The sequence below is a fragment of the Planctomycetota bacterium genome, assembly GCA_035574235.1.
Lineage (GTDB): Bacteria > Planctomycetota > MHYJ01 > MHYJ01 > JACPRB01 > DATLZA01.
In genome coordinates, this window is record DATLZA010000024.1 from 20,415 (window position 1) to 41,319 (window position 20,905).

Here is a 20,905-nt window from a genome sequence, read left to right on the forward strand (position 1 = left end):
GGAATCGGCGGGCGGAGCAACCTTACTCGAACAGCCGCGGATACCGCACGGGGGTGGAGAGAATGAGCGCCCCCATCGCGGTCGTGTAAACCGGCCCGCCGAAGGCGCACCAGCGATCGAAGGCTGCCGGCCAGGAGCCGTCCGCCGCCTGGCTCCGCAGGAGCCGATCCCGCAGCGGACTCCACCACCGGGTCCACGAGTCCCCGCCGAGCTGATGCATCGCCAGCGATCCGAAAAAGCCGAAGTAGAGGTCGTTGAGCATGTACCGCCCCGGCTCGGTCCCCAGGATCGCCGGGCGCTCCAGGATCACCTGCGCCTGCCGTCCCAGAAGCTCCAGATCCGGCGTGTGCGTGGACAGGAGGTGCGAAAGCATCCCCACCGCCGTCGTTCCGTGATACCCGTTCGGAAAGTTCAGGCGGCTCCGATACCCCACGCGGCCCTCGGCGTCCGTCATCCGCGCCACCTGCCCGTGCGCCTGAAGAAGCGCCGGAATCACCCCCTGGTTGCCCCCGAGAAGCGCCAGGCGCAGAAGCAGGATCTGCCATCCTCCCACCGACGTGTCGTTGTTGGGCGAACGCGCCGAATATCCCCAGCCGCCCTCCCCGTTCTGGGCCGACAGGGTGAACGACACCGCCATGGTCGCCGCGCTCTGAAGCGCCTCGTCGCGGGTCATGAGCGCCGCTTCCAGCACCGCCAGAGCCGCCACGGCATGGTTGTACATGTAATTGCCCGCATCCGGACCGATCAGGCCGGACGCGCGCTGCTCGGCCAGGAGGAAATCCAGTCCCTTCTGGACCACGCGCGTGTAGTCTCCGGCGCGCGTCGTATGCCCCTCGCCCAGGAACGCCAGAAGCGCCAGCCCCGTCAGTCCGACCGAGTACGAATACTCCCCCCCCGGATCGGCCCGCAGCGTCGGCCCGCTCCACCTGCCGTCGGGCTCCTGCTGGCGCGCCAGCCAGTCGAGCGCCGCCCGAATCGCTCCCTCCGTCCCGGAGCCCCCGTAGGCCTCCCGGAGCACCCGGCGCTGGGACTCCGTGCAGCGGCCGTCGAAAAAAGCCAGGAGCCGGCGGTCCTTGGGCAGCCTCTGGCGCCAGAGGGCGCTCGTCGGAAGGATCTTCTCGAGGTTGGCGCGGGGAAGCGGTTTCGGGCGAACGACCGGCTCGCCGCCCGAGGGAGGCGTATACTCTCCCTCTTCCGGATCCCGGGAGGGAATGTGGGCGAACCGCTCGGACGTCCGCCCCCTCGGCGGCCCTTCCTGAAAAGAGGGCGCGTCGCGCTCCGACCGGTACGGATGCGCGTAGAGCGCCTCTTCCTCCTCGATCTCCCGCGGACTCCGCGGCGTGAAAAGCAAAAGCGTCGCCACCGCGATCAGGATCACATGCGCCGCCACCGAGATGGCCCACGCCGGCACGTAGGAAAGCGTCTGCCGCAGCGACGCCCAGAAGCCCAGGGGAACGGGCCTCCGCGGCGCTTCCAGAAACTCCGGGTGAGCCCGCAGGAACGCCTCGCGAACTCTCCACCGAAAGCCGGGCGAGGGCTCGACGGTTTCCAGCTTCCCCAGGGCCTTCAGCACCCGGTCGAACTTCTCGAGCTCCCTTCCGCACAGGGAACACCCCTCGAAGTGCGCCCGGAGCGTTTCCCGATCGGCCTCCGGCACCTCTCCTTTGAGAAAGGCGGTGATCTCGGCGGACTTGTCGCACTTCATGCCGGCTTCTCCGCCTCGTCCGCCAGAAGAGTCTTCAGCCGCTCCATCGCCGCGTGCATCCGGGATTTCACCGTTCCCACCGGAATATCGAGAATCTGCGCGATCTCCTGATACTTCATTCCCTGAAGCTCGCTCAGGATCACCACCGCCTTCTGCTCCTCGGGCAGCCGATCCAGCGCCCGCCGAAGCGCCTCCTGCGCCTCCCTCCGGGACAGCACGTCCACCGGCGTGGGACCTTCCGCCGGAAGCCGCGCCGCGAGAGACGCCCCCTCCCCGTCGCGCGCCGTCACCGCTTCGAGCGACACCGGCCGGCCTCCGTGCGCCGCCTCGGACCGCATCCGGTCGATCCAGAGATTCCGCGCCACGCGGAAAAGAAACGTCGTGAACTTGGCCTGCGGCTCGTAGCGGTCCAGATGCGCGTACAGCCGCAGAAAGACCTCCTGCGCGCAGTCCTCCGCCGCCTGCCGGTCCCAGGTCAAGTGATAGAAAAAATTTATCAGAGAGCGCTGATGACGGTCGACGAGCGCCTGGAAGGCCGCCAGCTTTCCCTTCTGAAAGGCGGCCACCAGCTCCGCGTCGCTCAGTTTGGCTCCGTCACCTTCCATACAAACGGCGCTCAGGCCGAAAGGTTCGCCGCGCGCAGGACCTCCGCGCTTCGCGGGCCCCGGGGCTCGAACCGCAGGCGGCGCGACGAGGGACCCGTCACCTCGAAACTCACCCGCAGGTGATCCCCCAGGAGGCCCTCGTCCACCTTGTCCCCCCATTCCAGGACGACGACGGCATCGTCCCTCACGTCGTAAAAGCCCAGGGCCGCCAGATCGGGCGCCTCCAGCCGGTAAAGATCGAAATGGGCCAGCGGCACCCGGGCCGCATAAAGGTTCAGGAGAACGAAGGTGGGACTCGTCACCCCGCCTTCGCCGGACACCCCCAGCCCCCGCGCCACTCCTTTGACGAAACGAGTCTTCCCCGCCCCCAGTTCGCCCACCAGCGCCATCCGGACGCCCGGCCCGGACGCCGCTCCCAGACGGCGGCCCAGCTCCTCGGTCTCCTCGGGCGAATGCGTCTCCCGTTCGATCATGACCCGAACCGGTGCTCCCAGCCGCGCGCCTCCAGGACCTCCTCCCGGCCGTCCCGCCGCGCCAGACGCAGGCCCGGCCGGCGCTCCACCCGGCCGATCACCCGGCCCAGACGCGCCCGCTCGAGGGCCGGCCCTTCCTCCGCCGGCAGGGCGAAGAGAAGCTCGTAATCCTCCCCGTCCGCCAGCGCGTGATCCAGCGGCGATCGACCGTCGCGCCGAGCCATCGTCCGGGCGGCCGCCGAAATCGGAATCCGGGCCTCCTCGAGCGCGGCGCCGACCCCGCCGGCCTCGCACAGATGCCCCAGATCGCGAAGCAGCCCGTCCGAAAGATCGATCATCGCCCGCACGCGGAAGCGCCGCCGGATCTCCTGCGCCTCCCGCACGCGCGGCACGAACCGCAGGTGCTTGCCCAGAAGCGACCCGCCGAGCGCCCCGGTCACGGCGAGCGCATCCCCCGGGCGGGCCCCCGAGCGCCGCAGCGGCGGCCCGCCCCGCACCTCGCCCAGAAGCGCCACGCTCAGGGCCAGTCCCCCGGCGTGCGAGGCCACGTCGCCTCCCACGATCGCCACCCCGAACCGTCGCGCCGTCCGCTCCATCCCCAGGATCACCCGCCGCACCTCCGATTCCTCCATCTCTCGCGGAATCATCATCGCCGCCAGCGCGAACGCCGGCACCGCCCCCATGGCCGCCACGTCGCTCAGCGGACGCGCCATCGCCTTGTGGCCGATGTCTTCCGGACGCGCGGTCCGACGGTCGAAGTGAACGCCTTCGAGGACGCTGTCGATCTTGAAGACGGCAAGTCCCCGCCCGAGTCGGAGCACCGCCGCGTCGTCTCCGGAGTCCACGACGATGCGGCCGTTGCGCCGCGGCAGGCGCGCCCGGATCCAGCGCAGAAGCTCCAGCTCGCTCACCGCCGCGGCCTCCCGACGGACCCGAGCGCCGCCCGGGTCATCCCGCAAGGTACGGGCGGATGTACGCGGCGGCCTGGCGCGCCACCTCGATCGGGTTTTCCTGGAAGGGATAAAGCTCGATCGTCACCCAGCCCGAATATCCGATCGCCCGGAGCGACTCGAAGATGGCCCGATAGTCGAGCGCCCCCCGGCCGGGCGGAAGATGGAAATGCACGCGGTCGGCGGCGATGTCCTCGAGATGAAAGTGAAGCGCCCTCCGGCCCACGCCCCGGATGAGCTCCGCGGGATCCTCCCCCACGCAGTAGAAGTGCCCGATGTCGAAATTGAGGCCCACCCCGGGATAGTCCACGTACCGGTCCGCGAACTCCTCGTATTCGCGGCCCCGCTCGATCAGAAGCGTCGGCTCGGGCTCCACGCAGACGGTGACGCCCTTCTCGACCGCCCGCTCGGCGGCCCTCCGAAGCCCCTCCGAGAAGAGACGATAGCCCTCTTCCCGCGAACGCCCCTCCAGGGGCCCCCCGGGCTCGGTCGAGATCGTCCGGGCGCCGACGGCCGCCGCCACGTCCACGCAGGCCGCCGTGTGCCGGATCCGCGCCTCCCGCACGTCCGGATCGCGGTCGATCCAGCTCGGCCAGTGAAACGTCCCCGAGCGGCCCGTCTTCGGGTCCTTGTACGCGCACATCATGAAGGCGTTGACGTTGGAAACCTTCAGGCGGTGCTTCTCGAGCGCCCGGCGGATGGAGTCCAGGCGGGCGGGCGTCAGGTCCTCGGGCCAGGCATGCGGCCGGTCGGCCATGAGTTCCAGCCCTTCGTATCCGAGATCCGCCAGGATCCCGATGGTTTCCTCGATGGAATAGCCGCGGAAGGCGTTGGAACTGAAGGCGAGCTTCATCCGGCCTATGATAAGCCGCGACGCCCCGCCTTGACAAGCCCCGCAGGGTGTGTCATCATTCCCCGGTTCCATGGGGAAAGAGCTTCCGCACCCCCACGAGTTCAAGGACACCTACCAGTTCCGCTTCGTCCGCAAGATCGCCGAAGGGGGCATGGGCTCGATTTACGAGGCCGTGCTCTACGGCTCCGAAGGGTTTGAAAAGACCGTCACGATCAAGACGATCCGGGAGCGCTACTCCGGCGACCGCGACTTCGTGGACCTTTTCATCGGCGAAGCCAAGCTCGTGGCCGATCTGGTCCACCAGAACATCGTGCAGATCTACAAGCTGGGCAAGATCGGCAACACGTACTACATCGCGATGGAGTACGTCCACGGGGTGAACCTCCAGGAGTTCATGCAGCGCCACCACGAGCTCCGCCGCCGCGTGCCCGTCGATCTGGGGGCGTTCATCGTCTCGCGCGTCTGCCGGGGTCTCGAATACGCCCACTCCAAGCGGGATAAGCACGGCACGCCGCTCGGGGTCGTCCATCGCGACATCTCGCCCAAAAACCTCATGATCTCGTCCGAAGGCGAGGTCAAAATCACCGACTTCGGCATCGCCAAGGCCCGCAACCTCATGAAGGACCAGGAAGGCCAGGTCCTCATGGGCAAGGCCCAGTACATGTCTCCCGAACAGGCTCAGTACATGCCCACCGACGCCCGCAGCGACATCTTCTCCCTGGGCGTCGTGATGTTCGAACTGCTGACCGGCCGGTCCATCTTCGGCGGCGCCACGGACGACACGACCCAGATCCTCGAAAACGTCGTCGTGCGGGAGATCCCCCGCCCGCGCGATCTCAACCCCGAGATCCCTGAGCCCCTCGAGAAAATCATGCTCAAGGCGCTCGAGCGCAACCTCACGCGGCGCTACCAGGATGCCGGAAAGATGGGCTACGACATCGAGTACTTCATGTACCACAAGGGCTACGGCCCCACGATCGTCACGCTCGAAAAATACATGCGCCAGCTCTTTCCCCACCTCTACGTGGCCCCTTTGGAGCGCCAGGATCACGGCATCCTGCCGGTTTCCCAGGCCTCCGAAGCCGACCGGGCGCTGGCGGAGGCGCCGACCGTGGTCGATCCGAAGGCTCCTCCGAAGAAATAGTTGACACCGCGGAGGCGCCCGGGTAGGGTGAGACGCCCTGAACGACGGGAAAATCCATGGGATACATCTGGAAGAGCCGCAACCGGCGCCGTAAGAACAAGCATGGTTTCCGCGCCCGCATGAAGACCAAGGGCGGGCGCAAGGTCCTGGCCGCCCGCCGCCGTCGCGGCTGCTGGAAGCTCACCGTCAGCGACGAACCCAACGTCCGGCGTCACCGCGGCTGCGTGCACGGGTAGGCGGCCTCCCGGCGGGCCGCCATGATCGCCCTCCTCCAGCGCGTCCTCGAAGCGTCCGTCACCGTCGAGGGGGCCGTCGTCGGCGCGATCGGAAGAGGGCTCCTGATCTTCCTGGGCGTCGAACGCGGCGACGGCGACCCGCAGGCCGATGCCCTGGCCCGCAAGATCGCCGGACTTCGCCTCTTCGAAGACCCCGCCGGAAAAATGAACCTTTCCAACGAGGACATCGGCGGAGACTATCTCGTCGTATCCCAGTTCACCCTGTGCGCGGATCTCTCGCGCGGAAAACGTCCCGGCTTCGACCGCGCCCTGCCTCCGCCCGAATCGGAGCGCCTCTACCGGCGCTTCTGCGAACGTCTCGCCGCCGACACCGGCCGTCCGGTGCGGACCGGAACCTTCGGCGCCTCGATGATCGTGAGCCTGAAAAACGAGGGTCCGGCGACCTTCCTCGTCCGGGTGCCGCCCGATCAGACCCGCGCCGGAGACGCGGGATAGACGGAGTAACGCTCCCCTTCCCCGACGCGGGCGAACGTCAGCGCCACCCCCGCCACGTCCGCCCGCACGTTCCTGAGCAGATGGCGCGTCCATCCGAGCGCGCGGCGGTCCGAAAGGCCGGACCGCACGACCCACACGTTCGTGTCCACCAGCCGCGCCAGCGTCACCGCCTCCCCCGCCCCCCGCACCGGAGGCCCGTCGCAGAGAACGACGTCGTAGCGTTCCCGCAGGGCCCGCAGAAGATCGACCATGCGGGAGGACTCCAGAAGTTCCCCGGGCAGGTCCTCCGTCGGTCCCGACGGAAGAAGAAAAAGCGTCGCCACGTCGGTGGCGGCCATGAAGAAATTCGGCTCGTCCGCGCCCAGCAGGTAGGTCGAAAGCCCCTGGCTGTTGTCGATCCCGAAGATCTCATGCAGCCGCGGCGAGCGCAGGTCCGCATCGACGAGCGCGACCGAAAGCCCCTTGCGCGCCAGCGCCACGGCCAGGTTGGCGGCGACCGTGGTCTTGCCCTCCCCGGGTCGGGCGCTCGTGACCCCCACGGTGCGGAACTCCCGCTCCGCCAGATACCCCCGCAGAACCGCGGCGGCGGCGCTGTAGATCTCCGAAAGCGGATCCTTCGGGTGCAGTCCGAGAACGAGCGGCTGCCCGGCCGGCGGAATCTGGGCCAGACCCGGCAGGTTGAGATACCGCTTGACGTCCGCGTCCGTGCGCACGCGACGATCGAACCGGTCCGCCAGGAACCCCACGCCCACCGCCCCCGCAAGCGACGCCGGGATCGCCCAGAGGAGAATTCCGGCCGCGCCGCCGCGCCCCCGGGTCTCCGCCGTCTCGTGCTCCACGGAGACCTGAACGCCCTCGCGTGCGGCGCGCGCGGTTTCGATCCGCCGGACCAGATCTTCGGCCGCGGTCAGGCGGGCCCTCAAATGCTCAAGCTCCGCCCGCCGGGGCTCCGCGCGCCGCTCCTCGTCCTCCAGGTCGCGCAGCTCCAGCATCCGGCGAAGCCTCCGCTCGTCCAGACGGCGCAGAGCCAGGTCGAGGTCGGACGCCTCCTGTCTCAGGGCGACGATCGTGCGCGCCCGGACGCGGTACAGCTCCGCGCGCTTCTCCTCCTCCAGCTCCGCCAGGCGCGCGGCGAGCTGCCGGTATTCGGGGCTGTCGGGAGAACGGGACAGGCGCTTGAGCGCGATCTGAGCGTGAATGGAATCGATCTCCGACCGCAGGCGCTCCAGCACGGGGGAGGTCAGGCCGTCTTCCTCCGGCCCCGTCGGCAGAGCCTCCCGCAGGCGGTGCTCGGCCGCCTCCAGTTCCTGAGCGCGCAGAAGGAGTTTGTCCTGGCGCGAGCGGATCCCTTCGATCTCGCGCTCGATTTCGGCCAGGGAGGCTTCGAGGATCTGGCGGCGCCGCGCCCGCTCGCGGGCGGGACCTTCCTCGACCGCCTGAGCGTCTTCGGCGGTCTCGATCCGCCCGCGCACCTCCCGGCGCCGGCGCTCGACGGCCTCCTTCGCGCGGTCCAGCGCCTCGGCGGCCCTGGCCCGGGCCTCCTCACGCGCCATCCGGCTCAGCGCCTGAACCGCCTGAAGCGCGCTTTCCGCCGACGGCGCCGCGGCGCGGATCCGGTATCGCCGCTCGCCCGCCGGCTCGATTCGAAGGGAAACCCCCTGTTTCATGGAGGCGGTCAGACGTTCGCCCAGACGCCGCAGGTCCGCCGCATCGAAGGCCGGCGGCTCGCCTTCGAGCGCGGCGGCCAGCTCGGAAGCGCGCACGAGGCGGCGTTCCTCGCGCAGCGTCAGAATCGCTTCGGCTTCGTGAAGGCGCGGGCCCCGGAGGGCGGCCGCGACGCCGGCGGCGGCCAGGAAAACCGCCAGGGCTCCCAGAAACGCCGCCTTGCGGCGGCCGAGCATCGAAAGAAAGGCGCGCGCCATAGTCCTATCCTGCTAGATCGGCAGGACGGCGCCCGGCCTTGAAGGAACCTCCGGCGCCCCTCCCGGGGGCGGCTAACGCTGGAACAGTCAGGAGGTCTTGTCCTCCACCTCCTTCTCGGCCACTTCTTGCCCCGCCAGAACGGCCTCCAGGGCCCGGCGCGCGAAGGCCTGGCCGTCCTGAACGAGAGGTCCTCGGTACCGCAGGACGCGGTCTTTGTCGATAATGAGGGTCAGCGTCGTCCGGGCGTTGAAGCTCCCGGCGGCCCGGCCCGTCTTGTCGGCGACGCACGGAAAGCTGAGCCCCTTTTTCAGATTGAACTGCGTGGCCTGCGCGGCGGTCTCCCCCCGGCTGCCGACCACCGCCCGGATCTGCGCCTTGCTCCGGAACGCCCGGTAAAACTTTTCCATGTCCGCCTCTTCCAGGCGGCACGGCCCGCACGTCGTGCAGTAGAAGAAAAGAACGACCGGACCCTTCGTCCCGCCGGCCAGAAGCTCGCTCAACTTCCAGTCCTTGCCGGCGGCGTCCGTCAATTCAAAATCCGGAACCTCCTGGCCTACGCGCACGGGCGTCCCGCCCGCGCCGCGGCTCGAATCCTGAACGGCCCCGGCAAGAAGGATCAGGGTCCCCAGGAGCGTCCCCATCCGGCCGGCTTTATTCATGACGTCGGCTCTCCGAACGGAACCCCGGATCGCGCCTCCTCACCCCAATATCTTACGCTCGTCTCCCAGGTAAATCCCCTGGAGGTTCATCTTGAGCTGTTCGGGATTCGGCGAGTACTGGAGCGCCACCTTCTTGGAGACCAGCCCCGCGTTGATGAGATCCACGAGCGACATGTTGAGGTCCTGCATCCCCTCCTCGCGGGAGGCCCGGATGAGGTCCGCCAGCTTCTTGTCTTCGCCCGTGGCGATGAGCTTCTGGGCGGTCGCGTTGTTGAACAGGATCTCCACGGCGGGCACCACGCGCACCCCCTCCTTCGCCGCGGGGAGCAGTCTCTGGCAGAGAATCGCCCGGAGATTGAAGGCCAGGGATTGCCGGATGAGCGGCTGGCGCTCCGTCGGGAAAAGATCGAGCAGCCGCCCGATGCACTGCGGCGCGCTCGAGGCGTGAATCGTCGAGAAGACGAGATGCCCCGTCTCCGCCGCCATCAGCGCCGCGTCGAACGACACGTAGTCCCGCATCTCCCCGATGAGAATCACGTCGGGATCCTGCCGAACGGCGTACTTGAGGCCCTGATGGAAGTCGGGGACGTCGATGCCGATCTCCCGCTGCCGGACGAACGACTTCTTGTCCTGGAAGAGATATTCGATCGGGTCCTCGAGCGTGAGAATATTGAGCCGCTGGGTGGCGTTGATGTGGTCGAGCACGCACGCCAGGGTCGTGGATTTCCCGGACCCCGTGGGCCCGGCCACGATGACGAGCCCCTGCTGGAACTCGCACACCTTGCGCGTCTCGGGCGGGAGGTTCAGCTCGTCGAAGGTCGGAATCTGGGTGTTCACCCGGCGCATGGAGACGGACACCGCCCCGCGCTCATAGAAGACGTTGATCCGGAAGCGCCCCACGCCGGGCACCGAGTAGGCGAAATCGAGGTCGTGCTCGGTCTCGAAGCGGTCGCGCTGGATGTCCGTCATGATCTCCCAGGCCAGCCGGCGGATCTCCTCGCCGGACAGGACGCGCGCCCCCATCTCGTGAAGGACGGTGTTGACCCGCACGAGCGGCTTCTGACCGGCCTTGAGATGGAGGTCGCTGGCCTTGTGGCGCGCCGCGGCGGCCATCAAGCGCTCGATCTCGCGCGAAAACTCGGCGGTCGCGCCGCCGCCCGAAGGAGTCGCGTCCGTCATGCCTTCCTCCCGGGAAATTCGGAGAATTTCAGCGGGCGCCGTAGTGCTTCTCGTAGTAGCGCCGGTACTCGCCCCCGCGCGCCCGGGCCACCCAGCCGGGATTGTCCCGGTACCACGCCACCGTCGCGGCCAGCCCCTCCTCGAAAGGCACCCGCGGCGACCATCCCAGGTCCCGCCGCGCCTTGGAGAAGTCGATCGCGTACCGCCGGTCGTGGCCCGGGCGGTCCTTGACGAACCGGATGAGCGATTCCGGCTTGCCCAGCAGCCGCAGGATCGCCCGGACGACCTCCAGGTTCGGCCGCTCGTTGCCGCCCCCGAAATTGTAGACCTCGCCGGGCCGCCCGCGTTCGAGCGCGGCCAGAACCCCCCGGCAATGGTCCTCCACATGGAGCCAGTCCCGCACCTGAAGACCGTCGCCGTACACGGGAAGCTCGCGATCCTCGAGCGCGTTGGAGACGCAGAGCGGAATGAGCTTCTCGGGATGCTGCCGGGGCCCGTAGTTGTTGGAGCTGCGGGTAATCACGGTCTGCAGCCCGAACGTGTGCGCGTAGGCTCCCACCATGAGATCCGCCGCGGCCTTCGTGGCAGCGTAGGGATTGTTCGGGTGAAGCGGCGTCTCCTCCGTGAAGCGCCCCTCCGCCGGCAGCGATCCGTACACCTCGTCCGTGGAGATCTGGACGAAGCGCCGCACGCCGTGACGCCGGGCCGCCTCCAGGAGCGTGGCGGTCCCCTGAAGGTTCGTCCGCACGAACTCCACCGGCCCGTACAGGCTCCGGTCCACGTGCGACTCGGCGGCGAAGTTCACCACCGCGTCCACGCCCTCCGCCGCCAGACGGTCCACGACGTCCCCGTCCACGATCGAGCCGTGGACGAACCGGTAGCGGGGATGGCCGTCCAGGCCCTGGAGATTCTCGGGGTTCCCTGCGTAGGTCAGGGCGTCCAGGTTCACCACCCGGACGTCCGGCCGCTCGGAGAGCGCCAGGCGAATGAAGTTCGACCCGATGAAGCCGCAGCCGCCGGTGACGAGAAGGCGCATATCCGGAGGGAAATGGGTCCAACGGCTTCCCACCGCCGCGTGTCTATATTATAGTGCTGGAGATCGCACACAAAGGAATTTAGGAGCCTCCCCCATGCGTCGTGCTCCCGCGTTCGCCCTCGCCTTCGCCGCGCTGCTGTCGGGCGCCGTCCTCGTTCCGGCGCAGGATCTTTCCGGACAGGTGGAGAAGATCTTCGACCGCATCGAGGCGTCCCGCGGCGTCGATCTCTGGCCCGCCGTCCGGGAGCTCGAAGAGCTGGGCCGGGAGGCGGTGGACGCCGTCCGCAAGGGACTGACCCGTTCGGACGGGTACGTCCGCCTGGCGGCCGCCAAGGTGCTCTACGTCCGCCAGCACAAGGAGGAAGCCCTCGACGCCCTCTCGCGCCTGATGGCCGGAAAGTCCGCCGACGTGCGCCGCGCGGCGGCGGACGTGGCGGCGGCGCTCGTTTCGGCGGACAAGGACCTTTCGGCGCAGGAACGCCGGGCGGTGGCCTCCCGGTTCGAGCGCGAAGCCGCCCAGGCCGAAGATCCCCTCGCCCGCGTGGCCCTCTGGCGCGCCGTCTGGAACCTGACCGGCAGCATCCGGCCCGTCCGCGAGCTGCGCGCCCTCCACAACGGCGCCCCCCCTGAGCAGCGCGCCGTCAAGGAGGAGGCGGCCCTCGCGCTGGCGGAGATGAACCGGTTCGAGGACGCCCGCGCGACCCTGGCCGAGCTGGCCCAGGAGCCCGGGGACCGGGGCCGCATCGCCCGCGCCTACCTCCGGCAGAAAGAGCTGGCCGACGATCTCGAGCGCCTCCGCGCCCGCCAGGCCGCCGGCGCTCCCAAGTACGACTTCCGCCTTCTCGAGGAGGCCATCGACGTCCTCAAGGCCAACTACTACAACGAGTCCAAGGTCGACGCCGAGAAGCTCATCGAGGCGGCCGTCCGCGGCGCCTGCGCGAGCCTGGATCCCTACACGATGTACATGGATCCCCAGGCCATCGAGGAGCTCAAGAAGGAAGCGCTCGAGATGCTTTACGGCGGCATCGGCGCCCGCGTGTCGATGCGCAAGGACAAGGCCGGCCGCGCCTGGCTGACGATCGAAGAACCCATCTTCTCCGGCCCCGCCTACAAGGCCGGCCTGCGCTCCAACGACACGATCGTGGAAGTGGAAGGCGAGCCCACCGTGGGCAAGGAGCTGGGGGATCTGGTGCGGCGCCTCCGGGGCAAACCCGGCACGCCCGTCCGCATCAAGGTCATGCGCCGCGGCTGGACCAAGGAGCGCGAGTACACGATCACGCGCGAGGAGATCCGCCTGGAAAGCACCGTCCACCGCATGCTGCCGGGCGACATCGGCTACATCCGCATGGCCACCTTCGGAGAAAAGGACGTGGAGCTCGTCGAGAAGGCCCTGAAGGGCATGGCCGGCGCCAAGGCCATCGTCTTCGACCTTCGGGGCAACACCGGCGGCTACCTGCGCACCGCCCTGCGGATCGCCTCGTACTTCCTGGACAAGGGAAAGCTCATCGTCTCCACCCGCAGCCGGTCCGAAGAGGTGGACCGCCGCGTCGCCGAAGGGCCCAAGCTCACGGATGCGCCCCTGGTGGTCCTCGTGGACGAGGGCAGCGCCTCCGCCAGCGAAATCCTGGCCGGCGCGCTCCAGGACCACAAGCGCGCCGTGCTCGTCGGCGAAAAGACCTTCGGCAAGGGAAGCGTCCAGGACCTCAAGCCCCTCAAGACCGCCGACGAGAAGGCCGCCGTCAAGGTCACGATCGCCAAGTGGTACCTCCCCAGCGGCCGCAGCGTCGAGGCGGACAAGCATCAGGACAGCGGCGTTCATCCGGACATCAAGGCCGCCCCGCCGGAGCGCGATTTCTGGAAGGACGCCGAGTTCGAGCGGCTCCGCGCGGGCGACGAATTGGACAAATATCTCAAGGAGATCGAAGACTGGTCGCTCTTCAAGAAAATCGCCGAGAGCGACGGGGCCGATCTCTCCCTCTATCCCAGGTTCGACGCGTTCTACGAGTCCCTCAAGACCAAGGCGTCCAAGGACGAGATCCGCGAGCTCGTGCGGGAGCAGATCCGCAAGCGCGTCCAGGACCACGAGGGGAAGCCCCTCTACCTCGATTTCCAGACGGACGTGGTGCTGCAGCGGGGCATCCTCGAAGCCTGCCGCCTGGGCCAGGTGGACGCCGCGAAGATCGAGGAGTACGTCACCTTCGCCCGCCGGGCCGCCGCTCCGTCGGCGGACCGGCAGTACTGAGGACCGAGGCGGCCCGCGGCGCGGCTCCCGCGCGTGCTATACTCTTGCGGGACATGAGCCGCGTCATCGCCGTCTGCGAGGAGGAGCGGGGCTGCCCGCTCTACCGGCGGGGCGCCCGGCTGGAGTTCGCCCCGCCCACGGTCAGCGGCCTGGAGGGGCTCCCCGTCTGCGCCACGGCGGTGGCCTCGCTCCAGAAGCCCGCCGAGAAGGTCGCCGCCGGCCAGGCCGCTGCGCCCTACGCCCGCACCTTCTGCGGGGGCTGCGCCGAGGGCAAGGCGTGGTGGAATTTCGAGCCCGCCCCCCGCGAGACGGACACCACGCTCTCCCCCGCCGCCGCCCACTTCATTCTCGAGAGCATCCGGAAGATGAAGCTCTTCGCGGGAGTCCACGTCGCCAAGCTCGCCCGCATCGTCAAGCTCATCAAGGGAACGCGCGTCCCGGCCGGACGCGCCATCATCACCCGCGGGGCTCCCGGCGAAGCCTTCTACGTGGTCCTCGAGGGAGAATGCGAAGTCGTGCAGACGGACGAGGGAGGCGCCGAGAGCGTCCTGGCGGTCCTCCCCCCCGGAGAGTGCTTCGGCGAAATGTCCCTCATCACGGGAGAACCCGCCTCGGCCACCGTCCGCGCCCGCGGAGACGCCACGATCCTCGTCATCTCCAAGCCCAACTTTCAGACGCTCCTCTCGGTGGCCCCCGAGATCGCCATCACGCTCGCCCGGATCCTCGCCGGGCGCCTGGCCCGCACGGGCCGGTGGGTCGTCGAAGAGCTCAAGAAAGGCATCCTGGGCCGCCTGGATCTCATCTCCCCCGCCGAACTCATCCAGGCCATGAACGTCAACAACCAGACCGGGCTCCTCCTCGTTCAGAACGCCGACCAGAGCCTGACCCTCTACATGCACGACGGCCAGGTCCACGAGGTGCAGCTCGGCCAGAAGACGGGCGAGGACGCGTTCTACGAGTTCCTGAGCTGGGCCCGCGGCCAGTTCCGGTTCGAGCCCGTGCGGAAGGAAAACCCCCGACGGCAGATCCAGATGGACACGGTGGGGCTGCTTCTCGAAGGACTCCGCCGCGTGGACGAATGCCGCCGGACGACCGTCCGCCGCGAAGCCGAACCCGCTACGCCCCCGCCGGCGGAACAAGCCCCGGCGCCTCCGGCGCCTGAACTTCCCGCCACTCCCTGATCGCGGCGCGAATCTTCTCCGCGAGCCACGCCGCCGCGTCGGGCAGGATCACCGCCGCCGCGATCGCTCCGGCGCCCCAGAATCCCGCGGCGCCGCCCGCCGCCAGCCTCACCGGCACGAGCGCCAGCGGCGCCAGGCACAGCCACAGCCTCCGCCCCTGGCGGCCGAACCAGAGGGCCGCCCCCGTCCGCGCCTCGATCTCCGGCAGGTACTTGTCCACGAAGACGAGCACCGCGTTGAACTGAAGAAGGCCCAGCGACGCCAGAACGAACCGGAGCGACGCTTCGTCCAAAGCCGCCACCGCCCACGCCCCCAGAATCGCCGCCCAGGCCGCCGGATCGCGGAAGAAGGGCCCCTCCCGCAGGCGCCGGCCCGCGGCCGCGGCGTCGCGGTCCAGAAGCTTCCGGCACGGCCGTACGTCCGGAAGCAACGCCACCGCCGCCGCCAGAAGCCCCAACGGCGGCGTCACGTGCTCGCCTCCGAAATGACGCGCCAGAAGGAGCGCCCCCACGAGGATCGAAGCCCCCAGCCCCGCGTAATCGGCCACCAGCGAAGACGTCCAGACGACCGGCTGGACCGCCCGCCCCCGCCGCCACGACCAGCCCGGCGCCCGGCCTCCCACCGCAATCCAGAGCGCCGAAAGCTGCGCCGCGGCCACCGCCAAAAGCGTCAGCCCGAAGGGCACTTCCGGAAGAAAGACCAGCGCCGCGGACGCGCACAGGCAGGCGAAACGGACGGGATCCTCGAAGAGCCGGCGGGCGGTCGTCTGACCCATTCAACCCTCCTCTCCGCCCCTTGAAATTATAGACGCCGTCCGCGCCGCCTCCGCGCGAAAATCGAACTCCGGGGCGCGCTATTGACACGCCGTTCGACGCGGGACTAGAATGCGTTCATGCGCATCTCCCTCGAGGTCTTCGGAGTCCCTCCCGAGGGGGCGACCGAGATGCGCCGCTCGATCCACGCCTCCTACGAGCGCTTCCTCCACCGCAACGGAGGAGGGCCTTCCACGTCCCTGCACGTCCGGGGAGGCACCTGCCCCCTGACCGGACGCGTCTACCTGCACGTCGTCGTGGACTCCCCCTGGGCGCTCGATCTCGAGGCGATCCGGCGGTTCGCCGACGCCGTCTACGGCGCTCACCCCCTGCGCGACGACGAAACCGTCCGCTCCAATCGGTCGGTGCGCGTCGAAGACTCGCCGGAGGGCGCGGCCGTGTCCGGCCTCGAGGCGGCGGACCTGCCGGCGGAGGAGCTGTCCTGCTGGATCTGCAGCCGCTTCGACGGCGAAGAGTACTACGACCACGAATCCGGCGCCCCCGCGATCCTGGAGGTCCGCTGCGAGGAGCCCGGCCGCGTTCCCCTCTGCACCGTGTGCCTCAAGCTCCTCCACGACCGCCGCCTGATCGAGTAGCGCCCCGGCGCCCGGGGGGTGGGAGAGCATGCCGCGCCTCATCGTCACCGGCCCCGACGGCCAGGAGCAGGTCTTCGAGTTCGAAGCCGGCGTCGTCCGCATCGGACGCGCCGAGGACAACTCCGTCGTCGTCGACGACCCCGCCGTTGAACCCGAGCACTGCGTCATCGAACCCCAGCCCGACGGACGCTACAAGCTGATCGACCTCGAAACCCAGGCGGGCACCGAGGTCAACGGCCGCAAGGTGAACGTCCACCTCCTGGAGGATCGGGACCGCATCTACGTGGGAGACGTCTCGATCCTCTTCGAGCACGGATCCGCCGCGGGCGAACCCTCCCGCCCCCCGCGCTTCCGCGTGGTCCGCCGCCGCGGGCGCCGGATCCTCCAGAAGCGCGTCCCCGCCGCGCCCCGGACGGCCGCACCCGAGCTTGCGCTCGACCAGCTCCGCGCCGTCCTGGCCGACCTCGCCGCCCGCGGAGGAACCGAGGCCCTCGACGCCGCCCGCGAGACGCTCGAGCAGCTCTACCAGGAACACGCCGGGGAGCCCCTCTACGAGGCTCTGCTCCTCGAGCGCGAGAACCTCTACCGGATGCTCGAGATCAACAAGCTCCTCAACTCGGAACACAACCTGAAGAAGCTTCTCGAGCTCATCATGGATTCCGTGATCGAGCTGACGGGGGCCGAGCGGGGCTTTCTCATCCTCCGGGAACAGGACAGCCTGGTCATCAAGGTCGCCCGCAACTTCGACCGCGAATCCATCCGCAAGCCCGAATTCAAGGTCAGCCACTCCGTCGCCGAGGAGGTCCTGCGCACCGGACGGCCGCTCCTGTCGGCTGACGCCCTCAGCGATCCGGGCCTGCCCGCCGCCGGCAGCGTCACCGAGCTTCAGCTCCGGTCGCTGCTGTGCGTGCCCCTGCGGATCCGCGACTCGGTCCTCGGGTGCGTTTACATCGATAACCGGTTCGAGACGGGCCTCTTCCGGGAAAGCGAGCTGCCGCTCCTGCAGGGCTTCGCCGACCAGGCCGCCATCGCCATCGAGAACGCCCGGCTCTTCGAGGAAAACCTGCGCCGCCAGGAGGAGCTGCGCCGCCAGGGCGAGGAAATCGCGCGCCTGAACGCCCTCCTCAAGGAAAAGGTCGAAAAGCAGTACGTCGAGCTCTCGAAGGTCAAGCAGGACCTCCTCTCCTCCCGGCGCGACGTGCCCCTCCGCCACGATTTCAGCACGATCGTGGGCCAGTCCCGCGCCCTCAAGGAAGTCTTCGCGCTCCTCGACAAAGTCATCGACACCGACGAGCCCGTCCTCATCCACGGCGAAAGCGGCACGGGCAAGGAGCTCGTCGCCCGGGCCATCCACTTCAATTCGCCGCGCGCCCGCGCGGGCCGGTTCGTCAGCGAAAACTGCTCGGCCATCCCCGACACCCTCCTCGAAAGCGAGCTGTTCGGCCACGAGAAAGGCGCCTTCACGGGAGCCGTCGCCTCCAAGCCGGGACTCTTCGAGCTGGCCCACCGGGGCACGCTTTTCCTCGACGAGATCGGCGACATGTCCCTGGACATGCAGAAAAAACTCCTGCGCGCGCTCCAGGAAGGCGAGATCCGCCGCGTGGGCGGAAAGGACGTCCTCAAGGTGGACGTCCGCCTCATCAGCGCCTCCAACAAGGATCTCGCCGACCTCATCCGCGCCGGCCGCTTCCGCGAAGATCTCTACTACCGCCTCAACGTCGTCAAGATCACGCTCCCCCCGCTGCGCGACCGGCGCGAGGACATCCCCCTGCTCGTCGAGCACTTCCTCGAGAAGATCGCCCGGGAAACCGGCCAGCCCCGCAAGCGCGTCGACGAGGTGGCCTTCTGGTACCTGCGCGCCTATTCCTGGCCGGGCAACGTCCGGGAACTCGAAAACGAGATCCGCCGCGCCGTCGCCCTGTCCGAAGACGTCATCACCGTGGACGCCCTCAAGGAGGAAATCCGTTCCCAGGAGCTTTTCCGGCCCGCCGCCCGCCTCCCTTCCCCCGGCCGCCTCAAGGACGCCGTCCGCGAGGCCGTCGAGGAAGTCGAACGCAAAGTCATCGCCCGAACGCTCCAGGAGTGCGGCTGGAAGAAGGCCGAGGCGGCCAGGCTCCTCGGAATCTCGCGCCCCACCCTCGACGCCAAGATCGAAGCCTACGGCCTGGGCCCCACGGGCGGCGTCTAATTCTTGAAGGGAAATCCGCCTTTCCTCCGTATTATCAGTGAACCTCCAATACCGGGGTGCCGACGATGGTCCGAACGCTCGCCCTGCTGGGACTCCTCCCCCTGGCCGCCGGCCAGGACGCCCGCCGCTGGGCCGAAGCCCTCGCGGCCTACCAGAAGTACTCCGCCAGCAAGGATCCCGTCGAACGGGCGCGCGCCGCCTCCGAACTCGGCAACGCCACCGCCGAAAAATACGACCGCGTCTGCTGGCAGCTCCTGACGAACCTCCTGCGCCAGGAATTCGCCCGCGAGGGACTCCAGGGCAAGACCGAGGAAAAAGTCGCCGGCGAAGTCGTGGAGGCGGCCATCCGCGCCCTCCAAAGAATTTCTCACAAGGACGTCGTGGCCGAAATGACCCGCGTGGCCCGCAGCCGGCAGGAGTCGCTCCGCCTGCGCCTGGCCGTCATCTGGGGCCTGGCCGAGCGCGGCGCCCTCAAGGACCTCACGGAGCTGGCCGACGACAAGGTCCCTCAGATCCAGGTGGCCGCCCTGGACGTCCTGGCCCAGCGCGCGGCCGACGAGTCCGTCCCCCTCTTCCTGCGCGTCCTGGGAGAAAACCGCACCTGGGAAGTGAAGCTCCTGGCCCTCCAGGGGCTGGAGAAGATCGCTCCCGAGAGCGCCGTCGAGCCCCTCCTCGAGGGACTGGGCCGCTGCCGGGCGGACGAGGGCCGCCTCAAGGACCAGTACGTCCGGACCCTCCGCAAGATCACCGGCCTCGAGATCGAAAACGACGATCCGAACGCCTGGAAGGCGGCGTGGGCCGCCAAGAAGGCCGGACAGGAGGCCCCCGCCGGCTCCACCGTCGCCGAAGCCACGGAATTCTACGGGCTCAAGACGCGGTCGACGCGCATCGTCTTCATCCTCGACCGCAGCGGCTCCATGCTCGCCCCCGGCAGCGAGCCCTCCCAGCGGGTTTTCAAGCTGCCGCCGGACGCGATGGGCGGCCCCAAGGAACCCCCGCAGGAAACCGCCGCGCGGGAGGAGGCCACGCGCCTCAAGAAGCGCGTGGACGCCGTCGCCGTGGCCACCCGATGGGACGCCCTGCGCAAGGAGTTCTTCAACACGATCTACGTCCTCAGCCCGCGCGTCCACTTCAACGTCGTCTGGTACGAGGGCCGGCCCGACCCGTGGCGCCAGGAACTCGTTCCGGCCACGTGGGTCAATAAACTGGAGTGCCTCCGGCACGCCGAAAAGCTCGTCCCTTCGGGCGGCACCAACATCTGGGACGCCCTGGAACTGGCCTTTCAGACGATCGAGAACCCCCAGCGCCCCGACCTCCTCCAGATCGACCGCCGGGTCAACTACGCCACCGTCATCTCCGGCCCGGACACGTTCTTTCTGATGACCGACGGCGCCCCGACCTTCGGCCGCATCCTCACGCCCGACGGGATCCTCTCCGAGCTGCGCAAGGTCAATCGCCTGCGCAAGGTGACGATCCACACGATCTGCGTGGGCGACGCCGTTCCGGGCGCCCCGCCGGGCGAGAATCCCGACCCCGCTTTCCTCAAACAGATCGCGGACGAAACGGGCGGCGACTTCGTCCACATCCGGAGATAGACCTCCCCGTCTCCCCGAGAGAGGCCGGAACGTGAGTCCGGCGGCGCTACCGCCGGTAGCGGGCGATCTCGCGGGCGCTCCACTCCGACTCGGCGACCACGACCGTCAGCCAGGGCAGCCCGGTCGCCTCCTCGATCGCCTTGCGCCAGGGGACGCCGCGGAGCACGGAGGCCGCCGCCACCGGCCGGGCCGCGCCCCGGTCGCCCAGCCACAGCCAGAAGAGATGCCCCCGCGCATAACCGTCCATGGGATCCTCCGGCGCCGCTTCGATCGACCCCACCTCCTTGCCCGCCGCCGCGAAGGCGTGAAGACAGTTCGGATCGTCCGCCGCCCACTGCGCCATTCCCTCGGTGAACCACTCGGGGGCCGACAGATTCCTCTGAAAAATGTGCACGAGCTCGTGATGGATCATGCGGTCCAGCCGCGCCGGAGGAACCCGGAAGACCCCCTCCTTGCCCTGCCGCCGGAGATCCTCCCTCAGACGGCGCAGCTCGTCGGTCCGCTTCTCGTACTCCTCGAGCCGCGCCAGGTTGAAGCGCACCCGGCCTCGACCGGGCCCCTCGAGCCCCGCGCGGGCGAACTCCGGACCCTCCCAGTCGAAACTCACGCGGATGGAAACCCCCTCCGGGAAAGGCCCGAGCTTCTCCTCCACCACGCGGAAGCCGGCCAGCCAATGCTCCCGCCGCGTCAGGATCTCGACGACCCGCCGCGCCTCCTCGCTCCGCGCCTCCACGGAGTCGAACTTCACGCGCTCGAAGAAGAGAGCGGGCCGGTCCTCCTGAACGAGCGCCGCCAGAACGAGAGCGATCGCCGCGCGCATCCCGGGTAATTATACGGCCCGGTTCGGCCCCGCGGTCAGCGCAGTCCTCCGCCCCCCGGCGTCTCGATCCGCACCCGGTCTCCCGGCCGCACCCGGAACTGAACCTTCCCCGGCAACGGACGGCCGTTGAGCTCATTCCGCCCCGGCCGCCCCGGCGGCTCCCCCCACGGCCGCGTCCGCCGCCGGTCCGAAAGGATCGACACCTCCGCCGGC

20 protein-coding genes are annotated in these 20,905 nt (G+C 69.0%); 8 read left to right on the forward strand and 12 right to left on the reverse strand.

Going from position 1 to position 20,905, the window contains the following annotated elements:
* Positions 1-22: 22 nt before the first annotated feature.
* Genes VNO22_02015 through VNO22_02035 form a run of 5 tightly spaced genes read right to left on the reverse strand, consistent with a single transcriptional unit; the run spans position 23 to position 4,586 of the window.
* Positions 23-1,705 carry a hypothetical protein gene (locus VNO22_02015; GenBank protein HXG60125.1) on the reverse strand — a complete coding sequence of 561 codons (1,683 nt, stop codon included), beginning with the start codon at positions 1,703-1,705 and terminating at the stop codon, positions 23-25.
* Positions 1,702-2,310, reverse strand: coding sequence for a sigma-70 family RNA polymerase sigma factor (locus tag VNO22_02020; protein HXG60126.1), 609 nt, complete (start codon positions 2,308-2,310; stop codon positions 1,702-1,704). The genes VNO22_02015 and VNO22_02020 overlap by 4 nt, the downstream gene beginning before the upstream one ends.
* 11 nt (positions 2,311-2,321) lie before the next feature.
* The gene (tsaE, locus tag VNO22_02025; GenBank protein ID HXG60127.1) at positions 2,322-2,783 is read right to left on the reverse strand and encodes a tRNA (adenosine(37)-N6)-threonylcarbamoyltransferase complex ATPase subunit type 1 TsaE; all 462 of its coding nucleotides are present in this window, start codon (positions 2,781-2,783) and stop codon (positions 2,322-2,324) included.
* Entirely contained in the window at positions 2,780-3,694 is a 915-nt protein-coding gene (thiL, locus tag VNO22_02030; protein ID HXG60128.1) for a thiamine-phosphate kinase, read from the reverse strand. The genes tsaE and thiL overlap by 4 nt, the downstream gene beginning before the upstream one ends.
* A 37-nt stretch (positions 3,695-3,731) precedes the next feature.
* Complete coding sequence (locus VNO22_02035) at positions 3,732-4,586, reverse strand: sugar phosphate isomerase/epimerase family protein (GenBank protein HXG60129.1); 855 nt, start codon at positions 4,584-4,586, stop codon at positions 3,732-3,734.
* 70 nt (positions 4,587-4,656) lie between these two features.
* On the opposite strand from VNO22_02035, the gene VNO22_02040 reads away from it, so the two are divergent.
* Genes VNO22_02040 through dtd form a run of 3 tightly spaced genes read left to right on the forward strand, consistent with a single transcriptional unit; the run spans position 4,657 to position 6,461 of the window.
* Positions 4,657-5,730 (forward strand): serine/threonine-protein kinase, encoded by a 1,074-nt coding sequence (locus VNO22_02040; protein ID HXG60130.1) that lies wholly within the window; start codon positions 4,657-4,659, stop codon positions 5,728-5,730.
* A gap of 56 nt (positions 5,731-5,786) precedes the next feature.
* The gene (gene rpmH, locus VNO22_02045) at positions 5,787-5,966 is read left to right on the forward strand and encodes a 50S ribosomal protein L34 (protein HXG60131.1); all 180 of its coding nucleotides are present in this window, start codon (positions 5,787-5,789) and stop codon (positions 5,964-5,966) included.
* A 21-nt stretch (positions 5,967-5,987) separates the two neighbouring features.
* Positions 5,988-6,461 carry a D-aminoacyl-tRNA deacylase gene (dtd, locus tag VNO22_02050; protein HXG60132.1) on the forward strand — a complete coding sequence of 158 codons (474 nt, stop codon included), beginning with the start codon at positions 5,988-5,990 and terminating at the stop codon, positions 6,459-6,461.
* Here the strand turns inward: dtd and VNO22_02055 are convergent.
* The 4 genes from VNO22_02055 to rfbB form a co-directional block, all read right to left on the reverse strand.
* On the reverse strand, positions 6,434-8,383 hold the full coding sequence (locus tag VNO22_02055) for a polysaccharide biosynthesis tyrosine autokinase (GenBank protein ID HXG60133.1): 1,950 nt from the start codon (positions 8,381-8,383) through the stop codon (positions 6,434-6,436). The two genes, dtd and VNO22_02055, sit on opposite strands and share 28 nt — an antisense overlap.
* An 87-nt stretch (positions 8,384-8,470) precedes the next feature.
* Positions 8,471-9,043, reverse strand: a complete 573-nt coding sequence (locus VNO22_02060; protein ID HXG60134.1) for a peroxiredoxin family protein — start codon at positions 9,041-9,043, stop codon at positions 8,471-8,473.
* 39 nt (positions 9,044-9,082) lie between these two features.
* Positions 9,083-10,222, reverse strand: coding sequence for a PilT/PilU family type 4a pilus ATPase (locus VNO22_02065; protein HXG60135.1), 1,140 nt, complete (start codon positions 10,220-10,222; stop codon positions 9,083-9,085).
* Positions 10,223-10,250: 28 nt separating this feature from the next.
* Positions 10,251-11,258 (reverse strand): dTDP-glucose 4,6-dehydratase, encoded by a 1,008-nt coding sequence (gene rfbB, locus VNO22_02070; GenBank protein ID HXG60136.1) that lies wholly within the window; start codon positions 11,256-11,258, stop codon positions 10,251-10,253.
* A 94-nt stretch (positions 11,259-11,352) separates the two neighbouring features.
* Here rfbB and VNO22_02075 point away from each other — a divergent pair, with 94 nt between their 5' ends.
* Positions 11,353-13,500, forward strand: a complete 2,148-nt coding sequence (locus VNO22_02075; GenBank protein ID HXG60137.1) for a S41 family peptidase — start codon at positions 11,353-11,355, stop codon at positions 13,498-13,500.
* 53 nt (positions 13,501-13,553) lie between these two features.
* Entirely contained in the window at positions 13,554-14,681 is a 1,128-nt protein-coding gene (locus tag VNO22_02080) for a cyclic nucleotide-binding domain-containing protein (protein HXG60138.1), read from the forward strand.
* On the opposite strand, the gene VNO22_02085 is transcribed toward VNO22_02080, so the two are convergent.
* Positions 14,617-15,456: a hypothetical protein gene (locus tag VNO22_02085; GenBank protein ID HXG60139.1), complete on the reverse strand. Its 840-nt coding sequence runs from the start codon at positions 15,454-15,456 to the stop codon at positions 14,617-14,619. The two genes, VNO22_02080 and VNO22_02085, sit on opposite strands and share 65 nt — an antisense overlap.
* A 117-nt stretch (positions 15,457-15,573) precedes the next feature.
* Between VNO22_02085 and VNO22_02090 the strand changes: the two genes are divergently transcribed.
* The 3 genes from VNO22_02090 to VNO22_02100 are packed head-to-tail and all read left to right on the forward strand — an operon-like array spanning position 15,574 to position 19,872.
* Positions 15,574-16,089, forward strand: coding sequence for a hypothetical protein (locus VNO22_02090; protein ID HXG60140.1), 516 nt, complete (start codon positions 15,574-15,576; stop codon positions 16,087-16,089).
* A gap of 28 nt (positions 16,090-16,117) precedes the next feature.
* The gene (locus tag VNO22_02095; protein HXG60141.1) at positions 16,118-18,277 is read left to right on the forward strand and encodes a sigma 54-interacting transcriptional regulator; all 2,160 of its coding nucleotides are present in this window, start codon (positions 16,118-16,120) and stop codon (positions 18,275-18,277) included.
* 56 nt (positions 18,278-18,333) lie between these two features.
* Entirely contained in the window at positions 18,334-19,872 is a 1,539-nt protein-coding gene (locus VNO22_02100) for a hypothetical protein (GenBank protein ID HXG60142.1), read from the forward strand.
* A 46-nt stretch (positions 19,873-19,918) separates the two neighbouring features.
* On the opposite strand, the gene VNO22_02105 is transcribed toward VNO22_02100, so the two are convergent.
* Entirely contained in the window at positions 19,919-20,692 is a 774-nt protein-coding gene (locus VNO22_02105) for a hypothetical protein (protein HXG60143.1), read from the reverse strand.
* Between the two features lie 35 nt (positions 20,693-20,727).
* Positions 20,728-20,895 carry a hydantoinase B/oxoprolinase family protein gene (locus VNO22_02110; GenBank protein HXG60144.1) on the reverse strand — a complete coding sequence of 56 codons (168 nt, stop codon included), beginning with the start codon at positions 20,893-20,895 and terminating at the stop codon, positions 20,728-20,730.
* Between the last annotated feature and the right edge of the window lie 10 nt (positions 20,896-20,905).